Here is a 17,592-nt window from a genome sequence, read left to right as displayed (position 1 = left end):
ACCCTCTAGTTTTTTAGACTAAAGGGTTGATTTACAAGTAGCGGGGAGCAGGATCGAACTGCCGACCTCAGGGTTATGAATCCTGCGCTCTAACCATCTGAGCTACCCCGCCGTGGGCTTCTTATTTTTTAAGAGTTGCAAATATAGAATAAAATACTTTTCTTTAGGAAAAAAAATAAAAATAATTTACAAATAACAAGATATAAGCGATTTAAGATGTCAGAAAAGAAAAAATTTACCCTGGAATATGAGTTGAAGTCGTCTCCGCGTATTTTGTTTAGCTTCATAAGTGAGCCAAATGGCTTGTCTCAATGGTTTGCTGATGATGTAGTTTTCCGTGATCAGGTTTATACCTTCACCTGGGATGATGAAGTACAGAAAGCAAAAATGTTAAGTTTTAAAGAGAATAAAATGGTTAAGTTCAAATGGATCGATGATGAACCTCACTGTTATTTTGAGATGGAAATTGTACAGGATGAATTAACGAATGATGTTGCCTTGTCTATTACTGATTTTGCAACTGAAGAAACACTTAAAGAAAGAACACAGATTTGGGATAACCAGATTACTTACCTCCACAGTGTAATCGGAGCGTAGTATTATTATTGGTGTATAGTATTTGAGTTGCATTGCCTACATTTGTAACATTGAAAAAGATACATATACTACTTCTTAAAGCATTCATAAGACCATTTATCGTCACTTTTTTTATAGTGATGTTTATTTTGCTGATGTTTTTCCTGTTCAAATATGTTGATGATCTGATCGGAAAGGGATTTGAATGGTATACCATTGTGGAGCTTATGTTTTATGCTTCTGCTGCAAATGTGTCGATGGCTTTGCCATTAGCGATATTACTGTCCTCTATTATGACTTTCGGGACACTAGGGGAGAACTATGAGCTTGTAGCAATTAAGTCGGCAGGGATCTCCTTACAAAAGGCTATGCGGCCATTATTGGTACTGATCATTGGTATAGCTTTTTCTTCTTTCCTGTTTTCTGAATATATGCTCCCAAAGGCTAATCTTAAGTTTGGCTCCCTGCTATGGGATGTCAGGAATAAGAAATTGTCTTTTCTGATTAAAGAAGGGGTATTCAATAATAGTATTCCTGGCTATTCAATTCGCGTAGATGAAAAGGGAGCAGATGGTACTTCTTTAAAAGGTATCATGATTTATGACCATACCGGAAATCAGGGCGTAGCAAAAATCATTGTGGCTAAGGATGGCACAATGAATACGACTAAAGATAAACAATACCTGATTTTAAAGCTGAATGACGGGGTCAGGTACGAAGAATCCAGCGGACAGAATAAAGGTTATGATCCCAGGCAGCAATTAACCAGGATGCGCTTTGGGCAAACGGAACAGAAGTTTGATCTTTCCAGTTTTAAAATGAACAGGACAGACGAGAATAGTTTCAGGTCAAATAACCAGATGCTCAATCTCAAGGGGCTGACACATAAATCAGATTCCCTGACCAAAGAACTGGACAGTGTAAACCGGTATGCAAGGGTTAATATTGGCAACTATTATAAACAGAACAATTATACTAAAGGTTATACCAAGGCTAAAGTTGCGCCGGCAAAAATTAATGCAGATATCCTGACCGGATTTCCCGAGGCTAAAAGGATGAATACCGTTCAGGCCGCATTAGATCAGGCTAATTCAATTAAACAGACTGTAGAAGGCAAGATTCCTGATCATGACGATAAAGTGGCAAACCTGATCAGAATCAGAATAGAGTACCAGCGGAAATTTACATTGGCGGTTTCCTGTTTGATGTTATTCTTTATTGGTGCTCCGTTAGGGGCCATTATCCGCAAAGGCGGTCTGGGTTTACCTGTAGTCATGGCCATTATCTTCTTTCTTTTTTACCATATCATTTCTACGGTAGCAGAAAAGTCTGCCAATCAGGGTAATATACATCCCGTGGTTGGTATTTGGATGGCAATTATTGTCTTATCACCCGTTGGGGCATTTTTAACTTATAAAGCAACAGTCGATTCTGCACTCTTTGATCTTACTTACTATAAGACGCTGTTCATGAGGCTTTTTAAGAAGAACAAGAGTTCCGGTAAATAACAGTTTATAGAATTCATAAGTCTTTAATCAGAGTCTTACTTAACGATGATATTTTAAATATATATTATCCGTGTAAGGTTGTAACTTTGTTTATGAATCTTAAATTGGATTTAATTATATATCCTTTGTTGAAGGTCTGATCATAAAATGGAAATTAAACTGAACGCAATAGAAGATGCTGTTGCAGATATAAAAGCCGGTAAAGTTGTTATTGTTGTAGACGATGAGGATCGTGAAAATGAAGGCGACTTCCTTACTGCTGCTGGTAATGCAACACCTGAAGTTATTAACTTCATGGCAACGCACGGAAGAGGCCTGATCTGTGCCGCAATTACTGAAGAAAGATGTGATGAATTAAACCTGGAGCTGATGGTCGGTAAAAACACTGCAGCTTATGAAACTAATTTCACGGTTTCTGTAGATCTGATAGGACATGGTTGTACCACTGGTATTTCTGCGTCTGATCGTTCTAAGACAATCCAGGCATTAATTAATCCTGATACGAATCCTGATGAGCTGGGCAGGCCCGGACATATATTCCCTTTACGGGCTAAAGATGGTGGCGTACTGAGACGTGCAGGCCATACCGAAGCAGCTGTAGATTTAGCGAGATTAGCTGGAATGGTACCTGCCGGAGTTTTGGTAGAGATTATGAAAGAAGACGGGGAGATGGCAAGATTGCCTGATCTGATCAAAATAGCAGCACAGCACAATTTGAAAATAATCTCTATTAAAGATTTGATTGCTTATCGCCTGAAAAACGATAGCCTGATTAAAGAAGAGGTTACGATTAATCTGCCTACAGAATGGGGAGATTTCAAGATGACTGCTTACACACAACTGGAAAACAATGCTACACATCTGGCTCTAAGTAAAGGCGAGTGGACAGCAGATGAAGCTATATTAGTCAGAGTGCACAGTTCTTGTGTTACTGGTGATATTTTTGGCTCCTGCAGATGCGATTGCGGCCCTCAGCTGCATAAGGCATTACAGATGATCGAAAAAGAAGGTAAAGGAATTGTAGTTTATATGAACCAGGAAGGCCGTGGCATTGGTCTGGTCAATAAATTGTTGTCTTATAATCTTCAGGATGCTGGTTTTGATACTGTAGAAGCGAATATTAAATTAGGCTTTAAAGGCGACGAACGTGATTATGGTGTAGGCGCACAGATTTTAAGAGCGCAGGGTGTTCGTAAAATGCGTCTGATGTCTAATAATCCTACTAAAAGAGCTGGACTGATTGGTTATGGTTTAGAGGTCGTAGAAAATATTCCGATTGAAATTGTGAGCAATTTACATAACGAGACTTACCTTAAAACCAAAAGAGATAAAATGGGGCATACTATAATGAAGGGGTAGACAAAACCGCTTCTTTTAACAACCTCTTTTGTTCTTCGGTGACCGCATCTTTATTAACTGATTGTTTTTTATGCTGATGCGTGTCGTCTTGTTTGTTCTTTAAGTTCTTACGGTATTTTCCCGTAACTTTTTGAACAAACTCTCTGAAATTATCAAATTGCTGTGAATAAATCAGTCCGAATGAAGTTACATTCACGTTCTGATTTATTCCAGTATTGACGAAAATACTTTGTTGTGTAGGTGGCTTGTTGGCCAGCTTACCGATCAGCGTACCATCCTTGCGGATGAGTGCCAGGACTTCAACCTCACTACCCACACTGTTTCTTGAAAATCCGATAGGCGAGAGGTCACTCGTACTTCTATTGTCTATGACACCTGCATTGACAATGACCCGGTTATTGAAAAATTTAAACGATGCACTGGCTTCACTCAGTGAACGGATATTGATATCCACGAAATCAAGATTAAGTGAAGATAATACATTGTTAAACTGGTTAAAGAGCAGTTCTGTTGCGGTACTGGCCACGCCTGAGGTTACTTGTTTACCTAAGTCTTCTTTACCTCCTCCAGGCGCAAAACTTCTTCTGATAATTAAACTGAATGCCTGAAGATTCAGGTTATTCGGATCACTAAAGTAAGCTTGGAGTTCTTCTTTGATTGATGGGTTAGAAGGGAAGAAAATATCCAGCTTGATATCTGGTTTCAATAACAGACCACTTAATCCCATTTCTACTTCTACAGGCACCCTTAACAGAGAGTTACTGCTATTATCTCTGTTGGCAGCAGCATACAGATCAGAAAGACCTGCTCTAAGCTCATAGATGGCCTTAAGCTGTATTTGAGCTTGTGTCGGATTTCCAGTCCACCTGATTGTGCCTCCTTGCCTGATGTTGAATTTCTTATTAATGATCTCCTGAGCGGTAAAATCAAAACTACCCGATTCAATAATATAATCTCCTGACATCTCAAAGTCTCCTAGACTATTGATTTCCAGGTTAAGATCGGCATTTCCTTTTCCACTTAAGTTCCCCAGGTTGGTAAACAGGTTCGCTGTACTGTTAGGGTCAACCTGTAGTTTAAAGCTCATCGTGATCCCGTCAAAACTTATTGCTTTCTTAACGTTTGCAGTGGTATCCCTGCTTAAAAAGGTAATGAAGTCTTTACTGGAAACGGTTTCTGAACTATTTAATGGAAGATTGAATACTGTTCCTTTTTCTGTTTTGGCATCAATTCCAATGAATAATTTGTTTGTCGGGCCTTTGAAGATGAAGGTACCTGTAGCAAAAGCTTGTCCGAAATAGAGTTCGTTATCTTTGATGGTCGTATTTAAAGCCATGAAGTTTTTGGCTTTAATGTTAATATCCAGCGTTGGTGTATTGATATTGTTCATATCTACCGAACCGTGAGCGGTCGCAATATTACCGCCGGCGTCTGTTAATTCAAGATCATCAATGTCGATCACACTTTTGTCTACACTGACTTTATGTGATATGGTATAGGCAGTTTTTAAGTAGTTTACGGTTAGTTCTGCTTTATCGAGCGTAATATCTCCATCAATCTGCGGCGCATTAAATGCTCCTCTGATAGTCAGGTCGGTAGAGATGTGTCCTTTAAGGTTAGAAACAAGATCGCTTACAAATGGTGACAATACGGTTAGCTCACTTTCATCCATTTTCACGGTCAGGTCTATGTTTTTCTCCTTCATATCGAGATGACCGTTCACTTTAAGCGTTTCTTTTCCATCCCTGTTGATGCGTGTAAATATATTGGCAATGCTATTCTCCTGATTATACGAAGAAGTATCTGTCAAAGCACCTATATAAGTATCATTGAAGTGCAGGGAATCAATTTTAATATCGTCATTGATCTTTGGCGATTTCAGGAGTCCATAAAGTTTCGTTTTACCGTTCACGTTACCTGATAATTGTATGCCGACTGTTTTAAGGAAAGGGTTCAGCGTTTTCAAACTGAAGTCTTTGAAACCTACTTTAAGGACATCGTTCACATCTTCGGATAAAATCCCATCGACAGTTAACAGTTGATTACCGTTTCGCAGATCAAAATTACTAATCTCTGTTTTGCCATTTTTGAATCCGATCCGCACTTTATCCTGTATCGCCCAGTCCTGGCTGTTAATTTTAAGTAAAGAGGGAAGCACACTAATACGAGTTGTATCTTTCCCGAACTCTACCAGGCCGTTTAAATCCAGCTGATTCGCATCATCCGCATTGGATAGTTTAACGTTAAGCGCGAGGCTATCATTACGAAGTACATTTGAAATGTTGACGTTCTTGATATATAAACTATCGTTCAGGTCTACGCGGTCGGAAGTGATAATGGCCTGCAGCTGATCTTTAGTCGTGTTTTCATCCAGAATAATATTATTCGCGATCACGCCTTTGTATTTCAGTTTTTTGATGAACCCATTCAGCGTGGCTATTTTCTTCTCAGAATCAAAGTTTCCGATTAATTCTGCCTGATCTTCTATTTCCAGCCCGGGAGCAATTAATTCAGCAACAGGTTCAAAACGTTTGATTTTAAGCTGGAACTTAAAGATCTGGTTTTTGAAATTTACAATGTCTGCCTTAAGAGATGGGATATAAGTTTTTGCGAGTGACTTGTAATAAGAAGGCAGGGTGTTCAGGTCATACTGGCCTTGAATACTAGCTTCTAATACGTCTGAATTGACTCTTAGTGTTCTATCTGCTCCAATTCCTTTCGCTTGCAATTGAACGGAATCAATATTGTAGATTCCTTTTACATTGTTAAGTCTTATTTTCTCTATCAGTAAATCTCCCTGGATATTGTTGAGGTTAGTCCCTGAGAAGTTAGTGCGGAAGTTCGCATCTACCATCAAAGAGTCTTTAAACAAATGGAGGTTACGAAGCTTGGCATTTTTGATAGATGCTTTAAAGTCAAATACAGGAAGCTTAGGGTTCAAGTTTACTCCACCATCAAAGTCAAGTTTTATGTTTTTATCATCAATGCTCAGTTTTCCGTCGAAGTATTTTTTGTCAAAAACTCCATCAACCTTAACATTTGTATAACGGTAATTATTGAAGTCGATATATTTTACATCGCCATTGATCTGTTCAGTCAGGCTGTTCAATTCAGTACCTTTACCTTTTACATAAACAGAAGCGGTTATCTTTCCAAGACTCTCTTCGTCAATCAGATTTCCCAAATTGAAGTCGTATGTTTTTACATTTCCAGAATAAGAAGGAATGCCTTTCTTACTGATTTTCATGTTAACATCGGAAACAATTCTTCCTAATTTAGTTTTGAACTCACCAAAAGCAATAAAGTCATTTTGAAAGCCCGTGAAATTCCCATTGAAATAGATATCGCCAAATTTCTGAACAATTACAGGAATAACTGTTTTGCGGTTCCCTGTTATATTAGTCAGCAGTTCATCTAAATCCTTTTTATTAGTGGAAGCCATTTCAACTTTCATTTCCATAAAAGTTTCATCGAGTTCAGGCAGGCCTTTTAGGTTGAAGTCGCCTTTGATATAGGTTGCTTTACCAGATTTTACGGAGAGTTTTTTGGCCTTCAGGTTATTCACCAGACCGGTAATTTGTCCATCGATGTCAATGTTCAGATTCATCCTGGCAACTTCTGAAGTGAAGTAGGCCACATCTTTTGATTCCAGGTGACTGTTTTTGAAACGGGCTTTCATCCTCACTTTATTGACATAGTCATTAAAGTCTTCGTAATCATGGAACCTCATTTCGAAGTAGTCCGACAAATGACTTTTATTGGTCACCAGGGTTAACTTTTTAAGTTCAATACGGTTTGTATCTACCGTAGTAAATGCGGATAGGTTCTTCAGGTAAAAACCACTTTTTTCTTTAAAGGTCAGATTTTTTATATCCGCCTGCATCAGGTGGTCGGTTGTATTCAGCTTTTCGAAAATACCATTCAGGCTGGTCAGTTCTACATCCTCAAAGTTTACCCCGTTCATTACGGTATCGACATTCAGGTTTTTATATTTTAATTGCAGGTTATTCAGAATCACTCTGTTGAATGTAATTTTGTACGGCTGCTTTTTCTTTTTAACAGTGGTTGAGGGACCTGAATCAAAATAATCAATGATAAAGTCAAGATTTGTTCCCTTATCTTTTCCTTTATATTTTTTCAGGAAGAAAGAGCCGTTGTTCAATTGTACTGTATTGACGTCAATGATCCGCTTGTCGAAGGACAGCATGTTGAGGTCTACAATGAATTTAGGAGTACTTAGCAGCGTATCTTTTTGCTGATCAAGGACCAAAAGGTCTTCAATCACCAAATATTTGAAGGGTTTAACGTAAATGCTGTGTAAAGAAATCGTCGTGTTTAATTCTTTAGAGAGGTAATCTGCTGCTTTTTTTGCCACAAATGTCTGCACAGGCCGAAACTGAAGCGAAAATAAGATAATCGCGAGCAGCAGCAGAATCGATGCAATAAACCAAAGAAGTATTTTTAATAGTTTTTTGATAGTTTTGTAGCTTAATAATAATCAACGTGTCAGTAATACTTGCTATCGAATCCTCTTGTGATGAAACTTCTGTTGCTATTTGTAATAACGGCAAAATTACTGCCAATGTTATTGCAAACCAAACTATTCATGAAAATTATGGTGGTGTAGTTCCTGAATTAGCTTCAAGAGTTCACCAACAGAACATTGTACCAGTAATTCAGCAGGCATTAATCGATGCTAAAGTTAGCAAAAAGGATATAAATGCCATAGCTTTTACCAGGGGGCCGGGATTATTGGGGTCTTTATTGGTAGGGGTGTCCTTTGCGAAGTCTTTTGCGCTTGCTTTAGACTTGCCACTTATCGCTGTGAATCATATGCACGCACATATTCTTGCGCATTTTATTGACGATCCGAAGCCGTCATTCCCATTTTTATGTTTAACTGTATCTGGTGGGCATACACAAATTGTTTTAGTGAAAGACTATTTTGATATGGAAATAGTAGGAGAATCACTGGATGATGCTGCGGGAGAAGCGTTTGATAAGACTGCCAAGATTCTGAATCTTCCTTATCCTGGTGGGCCACTGATTGATTTGCATGCAGCAAAGGGTAATCCGCTGGCTTATAAATTTCCAGAGCCTCAGATCAAAGATTTGAATTATAGTTTCAGTGGTTTAAAGACCGCGATATTATATTTTATCAGAGCGCAGGAAAAGATAAATCCTGATTTTATCCAGGAGAATCTGAATGATATTTGCGCTTCTGTACAACATAGTATTGTACATATTTTACTAAATAAAGTAAAGAAGGCGGCAAAGCAATATAATATTAAAGAGATTGCAATTGCTGGTGGTGTTTCTGCAAATACGGGGTTACGCAAAGCGCTGGAAGAGAAGTCTGAAGAGCTGGGCTGGAAGGTCTTTATCCCTGCTTTTCAGTTTTGTACTGATAATGCGGCAATGATTGCTATTGCCGGCCATTATAAGTTTATAAATCAAGAGTTTGTTGGTCAGGATATTGCCCCTGCATCAAGAATGGAGTTTTAAGCTGCTACCCTGGGGAGCGGTATTATATTTAATATTAGTCGTACTAAAATTTTTGTTATGAATTCAATGAGTTTTTTATTTTTCGGCATGATGCTGATTCCTTTTATTTTGCTTCTGATCTGGATGATCAAACAGGATAAGAATAAGAATTATATCGGTCTTGTGGTACTGGTTGCCGCTATATTTATCGCTGCTTATGTTGCAGTTAATGTAGATATGAAGTTTATGAACCCGTAAGTTTTTTGATTCCACAAAAAAAGGGTGTACCCCTGGACTACCCAAAAAGTTAGACACTTTCTGAGGCAGACCAGGGGCACACCCTTTTTTATTTAGTCATGTTGAGCTTACAACAATTCTTCTAATTTCTCACCAGTTACTTCTTCTCTGATTTTTCTTTCGATTTCGTCAGCTAATTCTGGGTTGTCTAATAATAATTGTTTAACGGCATCTCTTCCTTGTCCTAATTTAGTTTCACCGTAAGAGAACCATGAACCTGCTTTTTTAACAATATTGAAGTCTACACCTAAGTCAATGATCTCACCAACTTTAGAGATCCCCTGACCAAACATGATATCGAATTCTGCAATTCGGAATGGAGGCGCTACTTTGTTTTTAACGATTTTTACTTTTACTCTGTTACCTGAAACTTCATCAGCATCTTTAATCTGAGAAGTTCTTCTGATATCAAGACGTACAGAAGCGTAGAATTTCAAGGCATTACCACCTGTTGTTGTTTCCGGGTTACCGAACATCACACCAATTTTTTCACGTAACTGGTTGATGAAGATACAGCAGCATCCTGTTTTAGCGATTGTTCCTGTTAGTTTTCTTAAGGCCTGAGACATTAAACGTGCCTGAAGACCCATTTTAGAGTCACCCATTTCACCTTCAATCTCTGCTTTTGGTACTAAAGCTGCAACCGAGTCAATCACGATTACATCAATAGCTCCTGATCTGATCAGGTTGTCAGCGATCTCTAAAGCCTGCTCACCATTATCTGGTTGTGCAATTAACAGGTTGTCTACATCTACACCTAATTTCTTTGCATAGAATTTATCGAAAGCGTGTTCTGCATCAATAAATGCGGCTACACCACCTTTTTTCTGTGCTTCAGCAATGATATGGGTTGCCAAAGTAGTTTTACCAGAAGATTCAGGACCGTAAATCTCGATCACACGTCCTTTTGGTACACCACCAATACCTAAAGCGATATCTAAAGTAATGGAGCCGGTTGAGATAGACTCAATAGATTCAGTAGGTGTATCACCTAATTTCATCACGGCACCTTTACCGTAAGATTTTTCTAACTTATCTAATGTAAGTTGTAATGCTTTTAATTTATCTGGGTTTGGGATCATCTTATTTAATTAGGTCGTAAATATAAAATATTTAAAACTATATACAGTAGTAATTATGCTAATTTATTTAGCAAAAATAAGTAATTATTTTCAATAAATAATAAAATTTCTAAAAATGTTGAATTTAATGCGCTTCCTGGCTAATAGCTTTAGCGGGTTTGTTTAATTTCTCATAGTATTTGCAGATCGAAGTGATTTCACAAATATTGCATTTTGGGGAGCGTGCAACACATACGTACCTTCCATGAAGGATCAGCCAGTGATGGGCCACATGGATAGTTTCTTCTGGTAAATACTTGACCAGATCTTTTTCTACTGCCAGTGGTGTTTTTCCTGTGGTTAATCCGATACGGTTCGCTACACGGAATACATGCGTGTCTACTGCCATTGCAGGTGCGTTGTAAATTACTGAGGCAATCACATTGGCAGTTTTCCTCCCCACTCCGGGCATTTTCTGCAATTGATAGATATCTGAGGGGACTACATTGTTGAACTCGTTTAACAAAATGTTAGCCATACCTACCAGGTGTTTCGCCTTGTTGTTCGGATAACTTACACTCCTGATATAATCGAAAACGATATCGGGGGTAACTTCTGCAAGTGCTTTCGCATTCGGGAAGCGTTGAAATAGAGCGGGAGTAACCTGGTTGATTCTTTTATCGGTGCATTGTGCAGATAAAATTACTGCGACCAGCAGCTGAAAAGGGTTATTGTAATGAAGTTCTGTTTCAGCATCGGGCTGTTTAGCAGAAAAATAGGCTACAAATTGTTTATACCTTTCTTTTTTAAGCATAGTGGGACAAAGATAAAACAAAAAAAGCTGCCCACTGGCAGCTTTGTCTTTTAGATTGATTACAGAGACTTGGAATAAGCCAGGATTTTGGAAATAGTTTCCTCATCAGGGTTTTTATTCAACAGGTCCATCTGTGATTTAATGCTTTCGTAAAACATTAAATCGAGGTCGTTGAAAAACTCACTACTTATGTTTTCAGCATGCTGATTTAAGTAGTGGGAATTTGAAATAGGAGTAGAGGTTGTTATCATAAGCATTAAACTGTTTTTGTTTTTCTAATTTAACGAAACAATTCAACATTTATTTTCATCAGAGCATATTGTTTTTTCCGTTTGTCTGTTTTTATTGTACTTATGGGCACTACAGGGTTTCAGACGTTTAATTCTTTCATTATATAAAAGAAGCTAAAACGATAAAAAATATATGTCCAGTGATTTCAGCCTATATTAGGTTACTTCTTTCACTTTCATCATTTTACGAAGATTACTCAGTGCATAGCGCATCCGGCCTAATGCCGTATTGATACTTACGTCGGTAAGGTCCGCTATTTCTTTAAAACTAAGGTCAGCGTAATGGCGCATAATCAACACTTCTTTCTGCTCGTCGGGCAAAAGCTGGATCAATACGCGCAGGTCGGTATGCGTTTGTTCTCTCAATAATTTGTCTTCTGCATTTTCTTCATGAATCTGCAGCATATTGAGCACATCAGTCCCATCTGCACTGGTGATTACCGGGGCACGTTTTTCACGTCTGAAATAATCGATGACTAAATTGTGTGCTATACGCATCACCCATGGTAAAAATTTACCTTCTTCATTGTACCTTCCTGAACGGAGTGTATTGATGACTTTAATAAAAGCATCCTGAAAAATGTCTTCTGCTAAATACTGGTCTTTGACCAGTAAATATATGGAAGTGTATATCTTGGATTTGTATCTGTTCAGGAGTTCTTCGAGAACTGATTCATTTCCTTTCAGGTATAACTTCACTAATTCCTGATCACTATATGATTGTAACTTCATAGGATTATCTAAACTAAATTCCCTTGCTTGGTGTGCTAAAAAAAGATTGAGTAGATGTTTTTGCTATAGTGGTTCTCCTATGTTTTTTAAAAATGGTGATTTAATCGATTGTGTTACAACTTCAAAAGAAGCATTTTTTTATCAGATTACAAGAATAAAAGTAGTAAAAAAAATTAAATTAGTTTAAAGAGCCGTATTTTTGCATTCTCCCTACAAACTAATTTTGTGTTTTTTGGGTTATATTAGCAAATCCTATAAGGAAGTCAATGAGTAAGGAAACGGAGAAAGATCCACATAAAAACATTATTATCAAGGGTGCCAGGGTACATAACCTCAAAAATATTGATGTTGCAATACCGAAAAACAAGCTGGTAGTCATCACTGGAATGTCGGGTTCAGGGAAATCTTCCCTCGCCTTTGACACGCTGTATGCCGAAGGACAAAGAAGATACGTAGAAAGTCTTTCTTCTTATGCCCGTCAGTTTATGGGCCGGATGAACAAGCCAGATGTTGATTATATTAAAGGTATTGCCCCTGCCATCGCAATTGAACAGAAGGTAATTACATCCAATCCGAGATCTACGGTTGGTACTTCAACAGAAATTTACGATTATCTGAAATTGCTTTTTTCCAGAATTGGCAAAACTATTTCTCCGGAATCCGGGGTAGTGGTCAAAAAGGATACGGTAAGTACGGTTGTTGATTTTGTATCCAAACTTGGAGAAGATAGCGTGGCTACAATTTTCTGCCCGCTTCATCCGCACAATAACAGATCTGTTAAAGAGGAATTGGCAGTATTACTGCAGAAAGGATTTCTAAGGGTTTATCTTGGAGATACGGTTCATAAAATTGAAGCTGTGCTGGAAGATGAGCAGTTTAAAGATACTGAGCTTAAAGATTCTGATACGATCAAGATCCTGATTGACCGGATTGTTTTTCATGACGATGATGAAACGATGAGCCGCCTGGCTGACTCTATTCAAACTGCCTTTTTTGAAGGTAAGGGTGATTGTTATGTAGAGCATGAGGGTAAAGTCACTCATTTCTGTGATCGTTTTGAGTTGGATGGGATTCGCTTTGAGGAGCCTACACCAAATTTCTTCAGTTTCAATAATCCTTATGGCGCTTGTAAGCGTTGTGAGGGGTATGGAAATGTGATTGGGATTGATGAGGATCTGGTCGTTCCTGATAAGAGCAAGAGTCTTTATGACAATGCGATCGCTCCGTGGCGTGGTGAAAAAATGCGGGAATGGTTGAATAAGCTGATCAAGAACGCTTCGAAGTTTGATTTTCCTATTCACAGGCCTTTCAATGAGTTAACGGAGAAGGAGCAGCGGTTAATCTGGACAGGTAATAAATATTTTGAAGGACTGGATGCATTTTTTGAGGAGCTGGAGCAGCAGACTTATAAAATTCAGTACAGGGTGATGTTGTCGCGTTACCGCGGAAAAACTATTTGCCCGGATTGTAAGGGGTCGAGATTGCGAAAAGATGCTTCTTATGTTAAGATTGGCGGAAAGTCGATTGTAGACGTGGTATTAATGCCTATGTCAATTATTCAGGATTTCTTTGATAAACTGGAGCTTTCTGAGACGGATGTTAAAATCTCAAAGCGTTTACTGGCGGAAGTGACCAGCCGTGTACTTTATCTGAATAATGTTGGTTTGGGGTATTTAACTTTAAACAGGTTATCTAATACGCTTTCAGGTGGAGAGTCTCAGCGTATTAATTTAGCAACTTCATTAGGTAGTAGTTTGGTGGGTTCTATTTATGTACTGGATGAGCCTAGTATTGGTTTGCATCCAAGGGACACGAATAAGCTGATTGAGGTATTACAGTCTTTGCGTAATGTTGGAAACACGGTGATTGTGGTGGAGCATGAAGAAGAGATGATGAGGGCTGCGGATCATATCATTGATATTGGTCCTGAGGCAGGTACTTTAGGAGGAAACCTGGTTTTTACAGGTACTTATAAAGAGATTATTAAGGACAAAAAGAGTTTGACGGGGAAATACTTGTCAGGTGAAGAAAATATAGCTATTCCTGCGGTGAGAAGAAAGTGGGCTGACCACATTCTGATTAAGGGGGCAAGGGAGAATAATCTTAAGAATATTGAGGTTAAGTTTCCGCTTGGTGTTTTTACGGTAGTAAGCGGGGTTTCCGGATCGGGCAAAACGAGTTTGATCAAGAAGATTTTATACCCTGCGCTACAAAAGGCAATTGGTAATTATGCGGGTGAGCAGACTGGGTTGTATGATGGGATATCCGGCAATTATGAGCTGATCAGCCAGGTAGAAATGGTGGATCAGAATCCTATTGGCCGTTCTTCGCGATCTAATCCTGTAACTTATGTGAAGGCTTGGGATGATGTTCGTGCTTTGTTTTCTGCTTTGCCTGCTGCGAAGGCGGCTGGATTAAAGCCTGCTGCATTTTCTTTCAATGTGGAGGGTGGCCGTTGTGATGTTTGTCAGGGTGAGGGTGAGGTGAAGATTGAGATGCAGTTCATGGCTGATATTTATTTGCCTTGTGAGGCTTGTGGTGGCCGCAGGTTCAAGCAGCAGATTCTTGATATTACTTATCAGGATAAGAATGTGGCTGATATCCTGGATCTGACGATTGATGAGGCGGTAGGGTTCTTCAAGAATGAACCTAAGATTTTAAATAAGTTGCAGCCGCTTGTTGATGTTGGTTTGGGCTATGTTCATTTGGGACAGTCTTCTAATACTTTGTCTGGTGGTGAGGCGCAAAGGATCAAGTTGGCTTCGTTTTTAATTAAGGGAAATAGTGCGAGTAAAACGATGTTCATTTTTGATGAGCCGACTACTGGTTTGCATTTTCATGATATTAAGAAGTTACTGATTGCTTTAAATACGCTGATTGAACAGGGAAATACGATTTTAGTGATCGAGCATAATATGGATATGATCAAGTCTGCGGATTGGGTAATTGATATTGGGCCTGAGGGTGGCGATGGTGGTGGTAATGTTGTTTTTGAGGGAACTCCTGAAGATCTTATTGAGGCGAAAGGTTCTTATACTGCAAAGTATTTACTTCCGCATTTGAAGCCTTCTTTGGTTTAATCATGATTTTTTAAGAGCTGATGTTTGTTCGTCAGCTCTTTTTTGATAAATAATACGGATTAATTTAATTTTTATATTAACGCATGCTTTTTCTAACCTTATTCCTCGGGATAATTCTAAATTCGATAGGGTATATTCCGCCTGGAAATATCAACCTTACGGTGGTACAGATTACTATTACACGTGGGATAAAACAGGCTTTGTATTTTATTCTGGCTTTTTCTGCGGTAGAGGTTTTGTTCACATTTGGTGTAATGAGGTTTGTGCAATGGTTGTCGAGTGAGATCAAGGTTGGCAATTATATTGATGTGGTGATGATTGTGATGTTCACTGTTTTGGGGGTGATTACCTGGCGTTCAAGAAAGGAAATGCCTAAGGCTGATTATTCGAAAAAGGATAGTATCAGGTATGGGATGTTACTTGGAGTGCTGAATCCGATGCAGATCCCTTATTGGTTGTTTGTCGGGACGTATTTGATTTCTCATGAGTGGATTGATATTGGGTATTTGTCTTTGACGGTATTTAGTATCGGGTCGGGGATTGGCGCTGCTGTGGCTTTGTATGGTTTTGCAAGGTTTGCTCAATATATTCAAACGAAGTTTGCTTTAAGTAGTTATGTGGTTAACAGGGCGATCGCACTATTGTTTTTCGCGCTTTCCGCTTATCATATTGTTAAGCTTGCGCTCGTGTACTTAGGGAAATAAAAGAAACCTGGTATGTGTTTTCCGACTGGCATTCTCCGAACAGGAATGAGGTCTGGAAAACACATACCAGGTTTCTTTATTTTCGATACGTAGGGCTTTTATGGGGTAACAATAGGATTGCGCTACAAGGAAGACAGGCTTGACGACGCTAGGTTGCTTGTTGACTTGTGATCAAGATTATTTGATAGTTAACTATCAGGATCGCTTATCAGGCTATTAATCCCAATTATTTTTCGGTTAGTTTCAGCGCATAGTTTAATTGACTATCTGCTTTGCTGCTGATGTCTTGCAGGATTTTGTATTGAGGTATGATTCCCCTTGCTGGTTTTTTTGCTGGCTTTACTGCCATATCGTATTTAATGGTACCAACAGATATTTGGATTTTAGTGTGAGGCAGGGTGGATTCTATTTGTACACCCGATGTGTTTCCTTCGTAAGTGCCCCCGGTCTCTTCTCCTATAAATTTCCCGCGATTGTTACTGGATACTATAGCACAGAATTCTGCTGTTGTTGAAAATGATAAACCATCGATCAGGAGCCAGAGTTTTCCTTTGTAATTGTTTGGTTGGGGATAGATCTGTTGTAAGTTAGGGTGAGCTGTATTTTTTAACTGATAGTTGTGCGGGCTGGTTTTTAATAACATGTCCTTATTCAGGTTGTTGTAGGAGGAGACAGCACTTTTAAATTCTTCGTATGGAAGGTCTGTTGTGATTGTAGTCAGGCTTTTATAATATCGAAATGGTTGTTGTGTTAAGTACGAATAGAGTAGCGGGCCATAGGTGTCCCTGCCTCCTGTGTTTCCACGAAGGTCTATAATTAGTTTTTTTATTCCTTTTTGATGAAGGGTAGCAAAGGATTCTTTTAGGAATTCCGGGAAGTTTTCTCCGGTTTTTTCCAGTTGTGATTTCTCAAAGCTTTTAATGGTAAGTATGGCTGTGTTATTAGCTTTGATTGCTAATTGCAGGTCTTTTGTAGGTTTGTTCTCATTCTCATCGCCAACGAGCTCTTTTTCTGGCTTCCCAGTAAGTTTGATTTGCCTTATGGCTCCGTCCGGAGTTTTAATTTTAATTGTGTAAAAGGGCTGTTCGCCTTGGGATAAGTAGTAGTAGAAGTAAAAGAAGTCATTCAGTATTTTGAGCTTTTTAGTCTGAATGTCTCCGTCAGAAACGATGTATTCCATTACGTTTTTTCTGATCAGCTCAATTGGCTGCTTGTTTATAGTCAGGATTTCTGAGCCCGCAGGTATTTGAGTATTGCCTGGGTTTGCCAGGTAGGTATGGTATTCGGTGAAGCAGAGTTTCAGGGGGAAGAACCTGGCTTTTTCTTCACGGTATTTTTGCTGGGTTGGTGGAAGGCTACAGTAGAGGTGACCGTCTTTAATAGTGCTGAGTGTCTTTTTTAAGAGTTTATAAAACTCAAAATCTGTAGTGTTTGGTTGAATAGTGTTATAGGTGCTGTCAAGTATAGCATCCATCTTTAACTGGCTGTTGTAGCGATAGAGGGAAGGATAGTTGTTTTTTAATAGTTTGATGAAGATCGTAAAGTCTGTTCTTAAGCTGTCTGTATGTTTTTCCTGGGCTTTTACGTCTGTTGATTTACTGCATAGGATCAGGATCAGCCACAGGATGAATAGCAGGGGGGACTTCCTGTTTTTATAGGGACTTTTTATCAGGGGGATTTTCAACAT

General features: G+C 38.8%; 13 protein-coding genes and 1 tRNA gene. 7 read left to right on the top strand and 7 right to left on the bottom strand.

The features are described 5' to 3' along the window. Nucleotides 1–38: 38 nt before the first annotated feature. A tRNA-Met gene (locus ABIB30_RS14870) sits at nt 39–112 on the bottom strand. Nucleotides 113–216: 104 nt separating this feature from the next. On the opposite strand from ABIB30_RS14870, the gene ABIB30_RS14865 reads away from it, so the two are divergent. From ABIB30_RS14865 to ABIB30_RS14855, 3 genes are all read left to right on the top strand, one after another. Further along, nucleotides 217–597 (top strand): START-like domain-containing protein, encoded by a 381-nt coding sequence (locus ABIB30_RS14865; protein ID WP_041882351.1) that lies wholly within the window; start codon nt 217–219, stop codon nt 595–597. Nucleotides 598–647: 50 nt separating this feature from the next. Then, a complete protein-coding gene (locus tag ABIB30_RS14860; protein ID WP_354303286.1) occupies nt 648–2,084 on the top strand; it encodes an LptF/LptG family permease in 1,437 nt (478 codons plus the stop codon). Nucleotides 2,085–2,231: 147 nt separating this feature from the next. Next, a complete protein-coding gene (locus ABIB30_RS14855; protein ID WP_354303284.1) occupies nt 2,232–3,443 on the top strand; it encodes a bifunctional 3,4-dihydroxy-2-butanone-4-phosphate synthase/GTP cyclohydrolase II in 1,212 nt (403 codons plus the stop codon). On the opposite strand, the gene ABIB30_RS14850 is transcribed toward ABIB30_RS14855, so the two are convergent. Next, entirely contained in the window at nt 3,427–7,818 is a 4,392-nt protein-coding gene (locus ABIB30_RS14850) for a translocation/assembly module TamB domain-containing protein (RefSeq protein WP_354303282.1), read from the bottom strand. The genes ABIB30_RS14855 and ABIB30_RS14850 overlap by 17 nt on opposite strands. Before the next feature lie 128 nt (nt 7,819–7,946). Here ABIB30_RS14850 and tsaD point away from each other — a divergent pair, with 128 nt between their 5' ends. Further along, nucleotides 7,947–8,948: a tRNA (adenosine(37)-N6)-threonylcarbamoyltransferase complex transferase subunit TsaD gene (gene tsaD / locus ABIB30_RS14845; RefSeq protein ID WP_354303280.1), complete on the top strand. Its 1,002-nt coding sequence runs from the start codon at nt 7,947–7,949 to the stop codon at nt 8,946–8,948. A 57-nt stretch (nt 8,949–9,005) separates the two neighbouring features. Then, a complete protein-coding gene (locus ABIB30_RS14840) occupies nt 9,006–9,185 on the top strand; it encodes a hypothetical protein (protein WP_183885638.1) in 180 nt (59 codons plus the stop codon). Nucleotides 9,186–9,292: 107 nt separating this feature from the next. Here ABIB30_RS14840 and recA read toward each other — a convergent pair whose 3' ends face one another. From recA to ABIB30_RS14820, 4 genes are all read right to left on the bottom strand, one after another. Next, complete coding sequence (recA, locus tag ABIB30_RS14835; protein ID WP_183868471.1) at nt 9,293–10,306, bottom strand: recombinase RecA; 1,014 nt, start codon at nt 10,304–10,306, stop codon at nt 9,293–9,295. 124 nt (nt 10,307–10,430) lie between these two features. After that, nucleotides 10,431–11,099: an endonuclease III gene (gene nth, locus ABIB30_RS14830; protein ID WP_354303278.1), complete on the bottom strand. Its 669-nt coding sequence runs from the start codon at nt 11,097–11,099 to the stop codon at nt 10,431–10,433. 59 nt (nt 11,100–11,158) lie between these two features. Then, entirely contained in the window at nt 11,159–11,356 is a 198-nt protein-coding gene (locus ABIB30_RS14825) for a hypothetical protein (RefSeq protein WP_183868473.1), read from the bottom strand. Nucleotides 11,357–11,545: 189 nt separating this feature from the next. Then, the gene (locus ABIB30_RS14820; RefSeq protein WP_041882334.1) at nt 11,546–12,121 is read right to left on the bottom strand and encodes an RNA polymerase sigma factor; all 576 of its coding nucleotides are present in this window, start codon (nt 12,119–12,121) and stop codon (nt 11,546–11,548) included. A gap of 266 nt (nt 12,122–12,387) precedes the next feature. Between ABIB30_RS14820 and uvrA the strand changes: the two genes are divergently transcribed. Then, nucleotides 12,388–15,201, top strand: coding sequence for an excinuclease ABC subunit UvrA (gene uvrA / locus ABIB30_RS14815; protein WP_354303275.1), 2,814 nt, complete (start codon nt 12,388–12,390; stop codon nt 15,199–15,201). A gap of 83 nt (nt 15,202–15,284) precedes the next feature. Further along, complete coding sequence (locus ABIB30_RS14810) at nt 15,285–15,905, top strand: LysE family transporter (protein WP_354303273.1); 621 nt, start codon at nt 15,285–15,287, stop codon at nt 15,903–15,905. Between the two features lie 226 nt (nt 15,906–16,131). Here ABIB30_RS14810 and ABIB30_RS14805 read toward each other — a convergent pair whose 3' ends face one another. Next, nucleotides 16,132–17,592, bottom strand: a complete 1,461-nt coding sequence (locus tag ABIB30_RS14805; protein ID WP_354303271.1) for a S41 family peptidase — start codon at nt 17,590–17,592, stop codon at nt 16,132–16,134.

Origin of the sequence: Pedobacter sp. UYP1, from assembly GCF_040547305.1 — a bacterium.
Lineage (GTDB): Bacteria > Bacteroidota > Bacteroidia > Sphingobacteriales > Sphingobacteriaceae > Pedobacter.
Note: the sequence above shows the minus strand (reverse complement) of the source record. Positions and strands in the feature narration are given on the sequence as shown.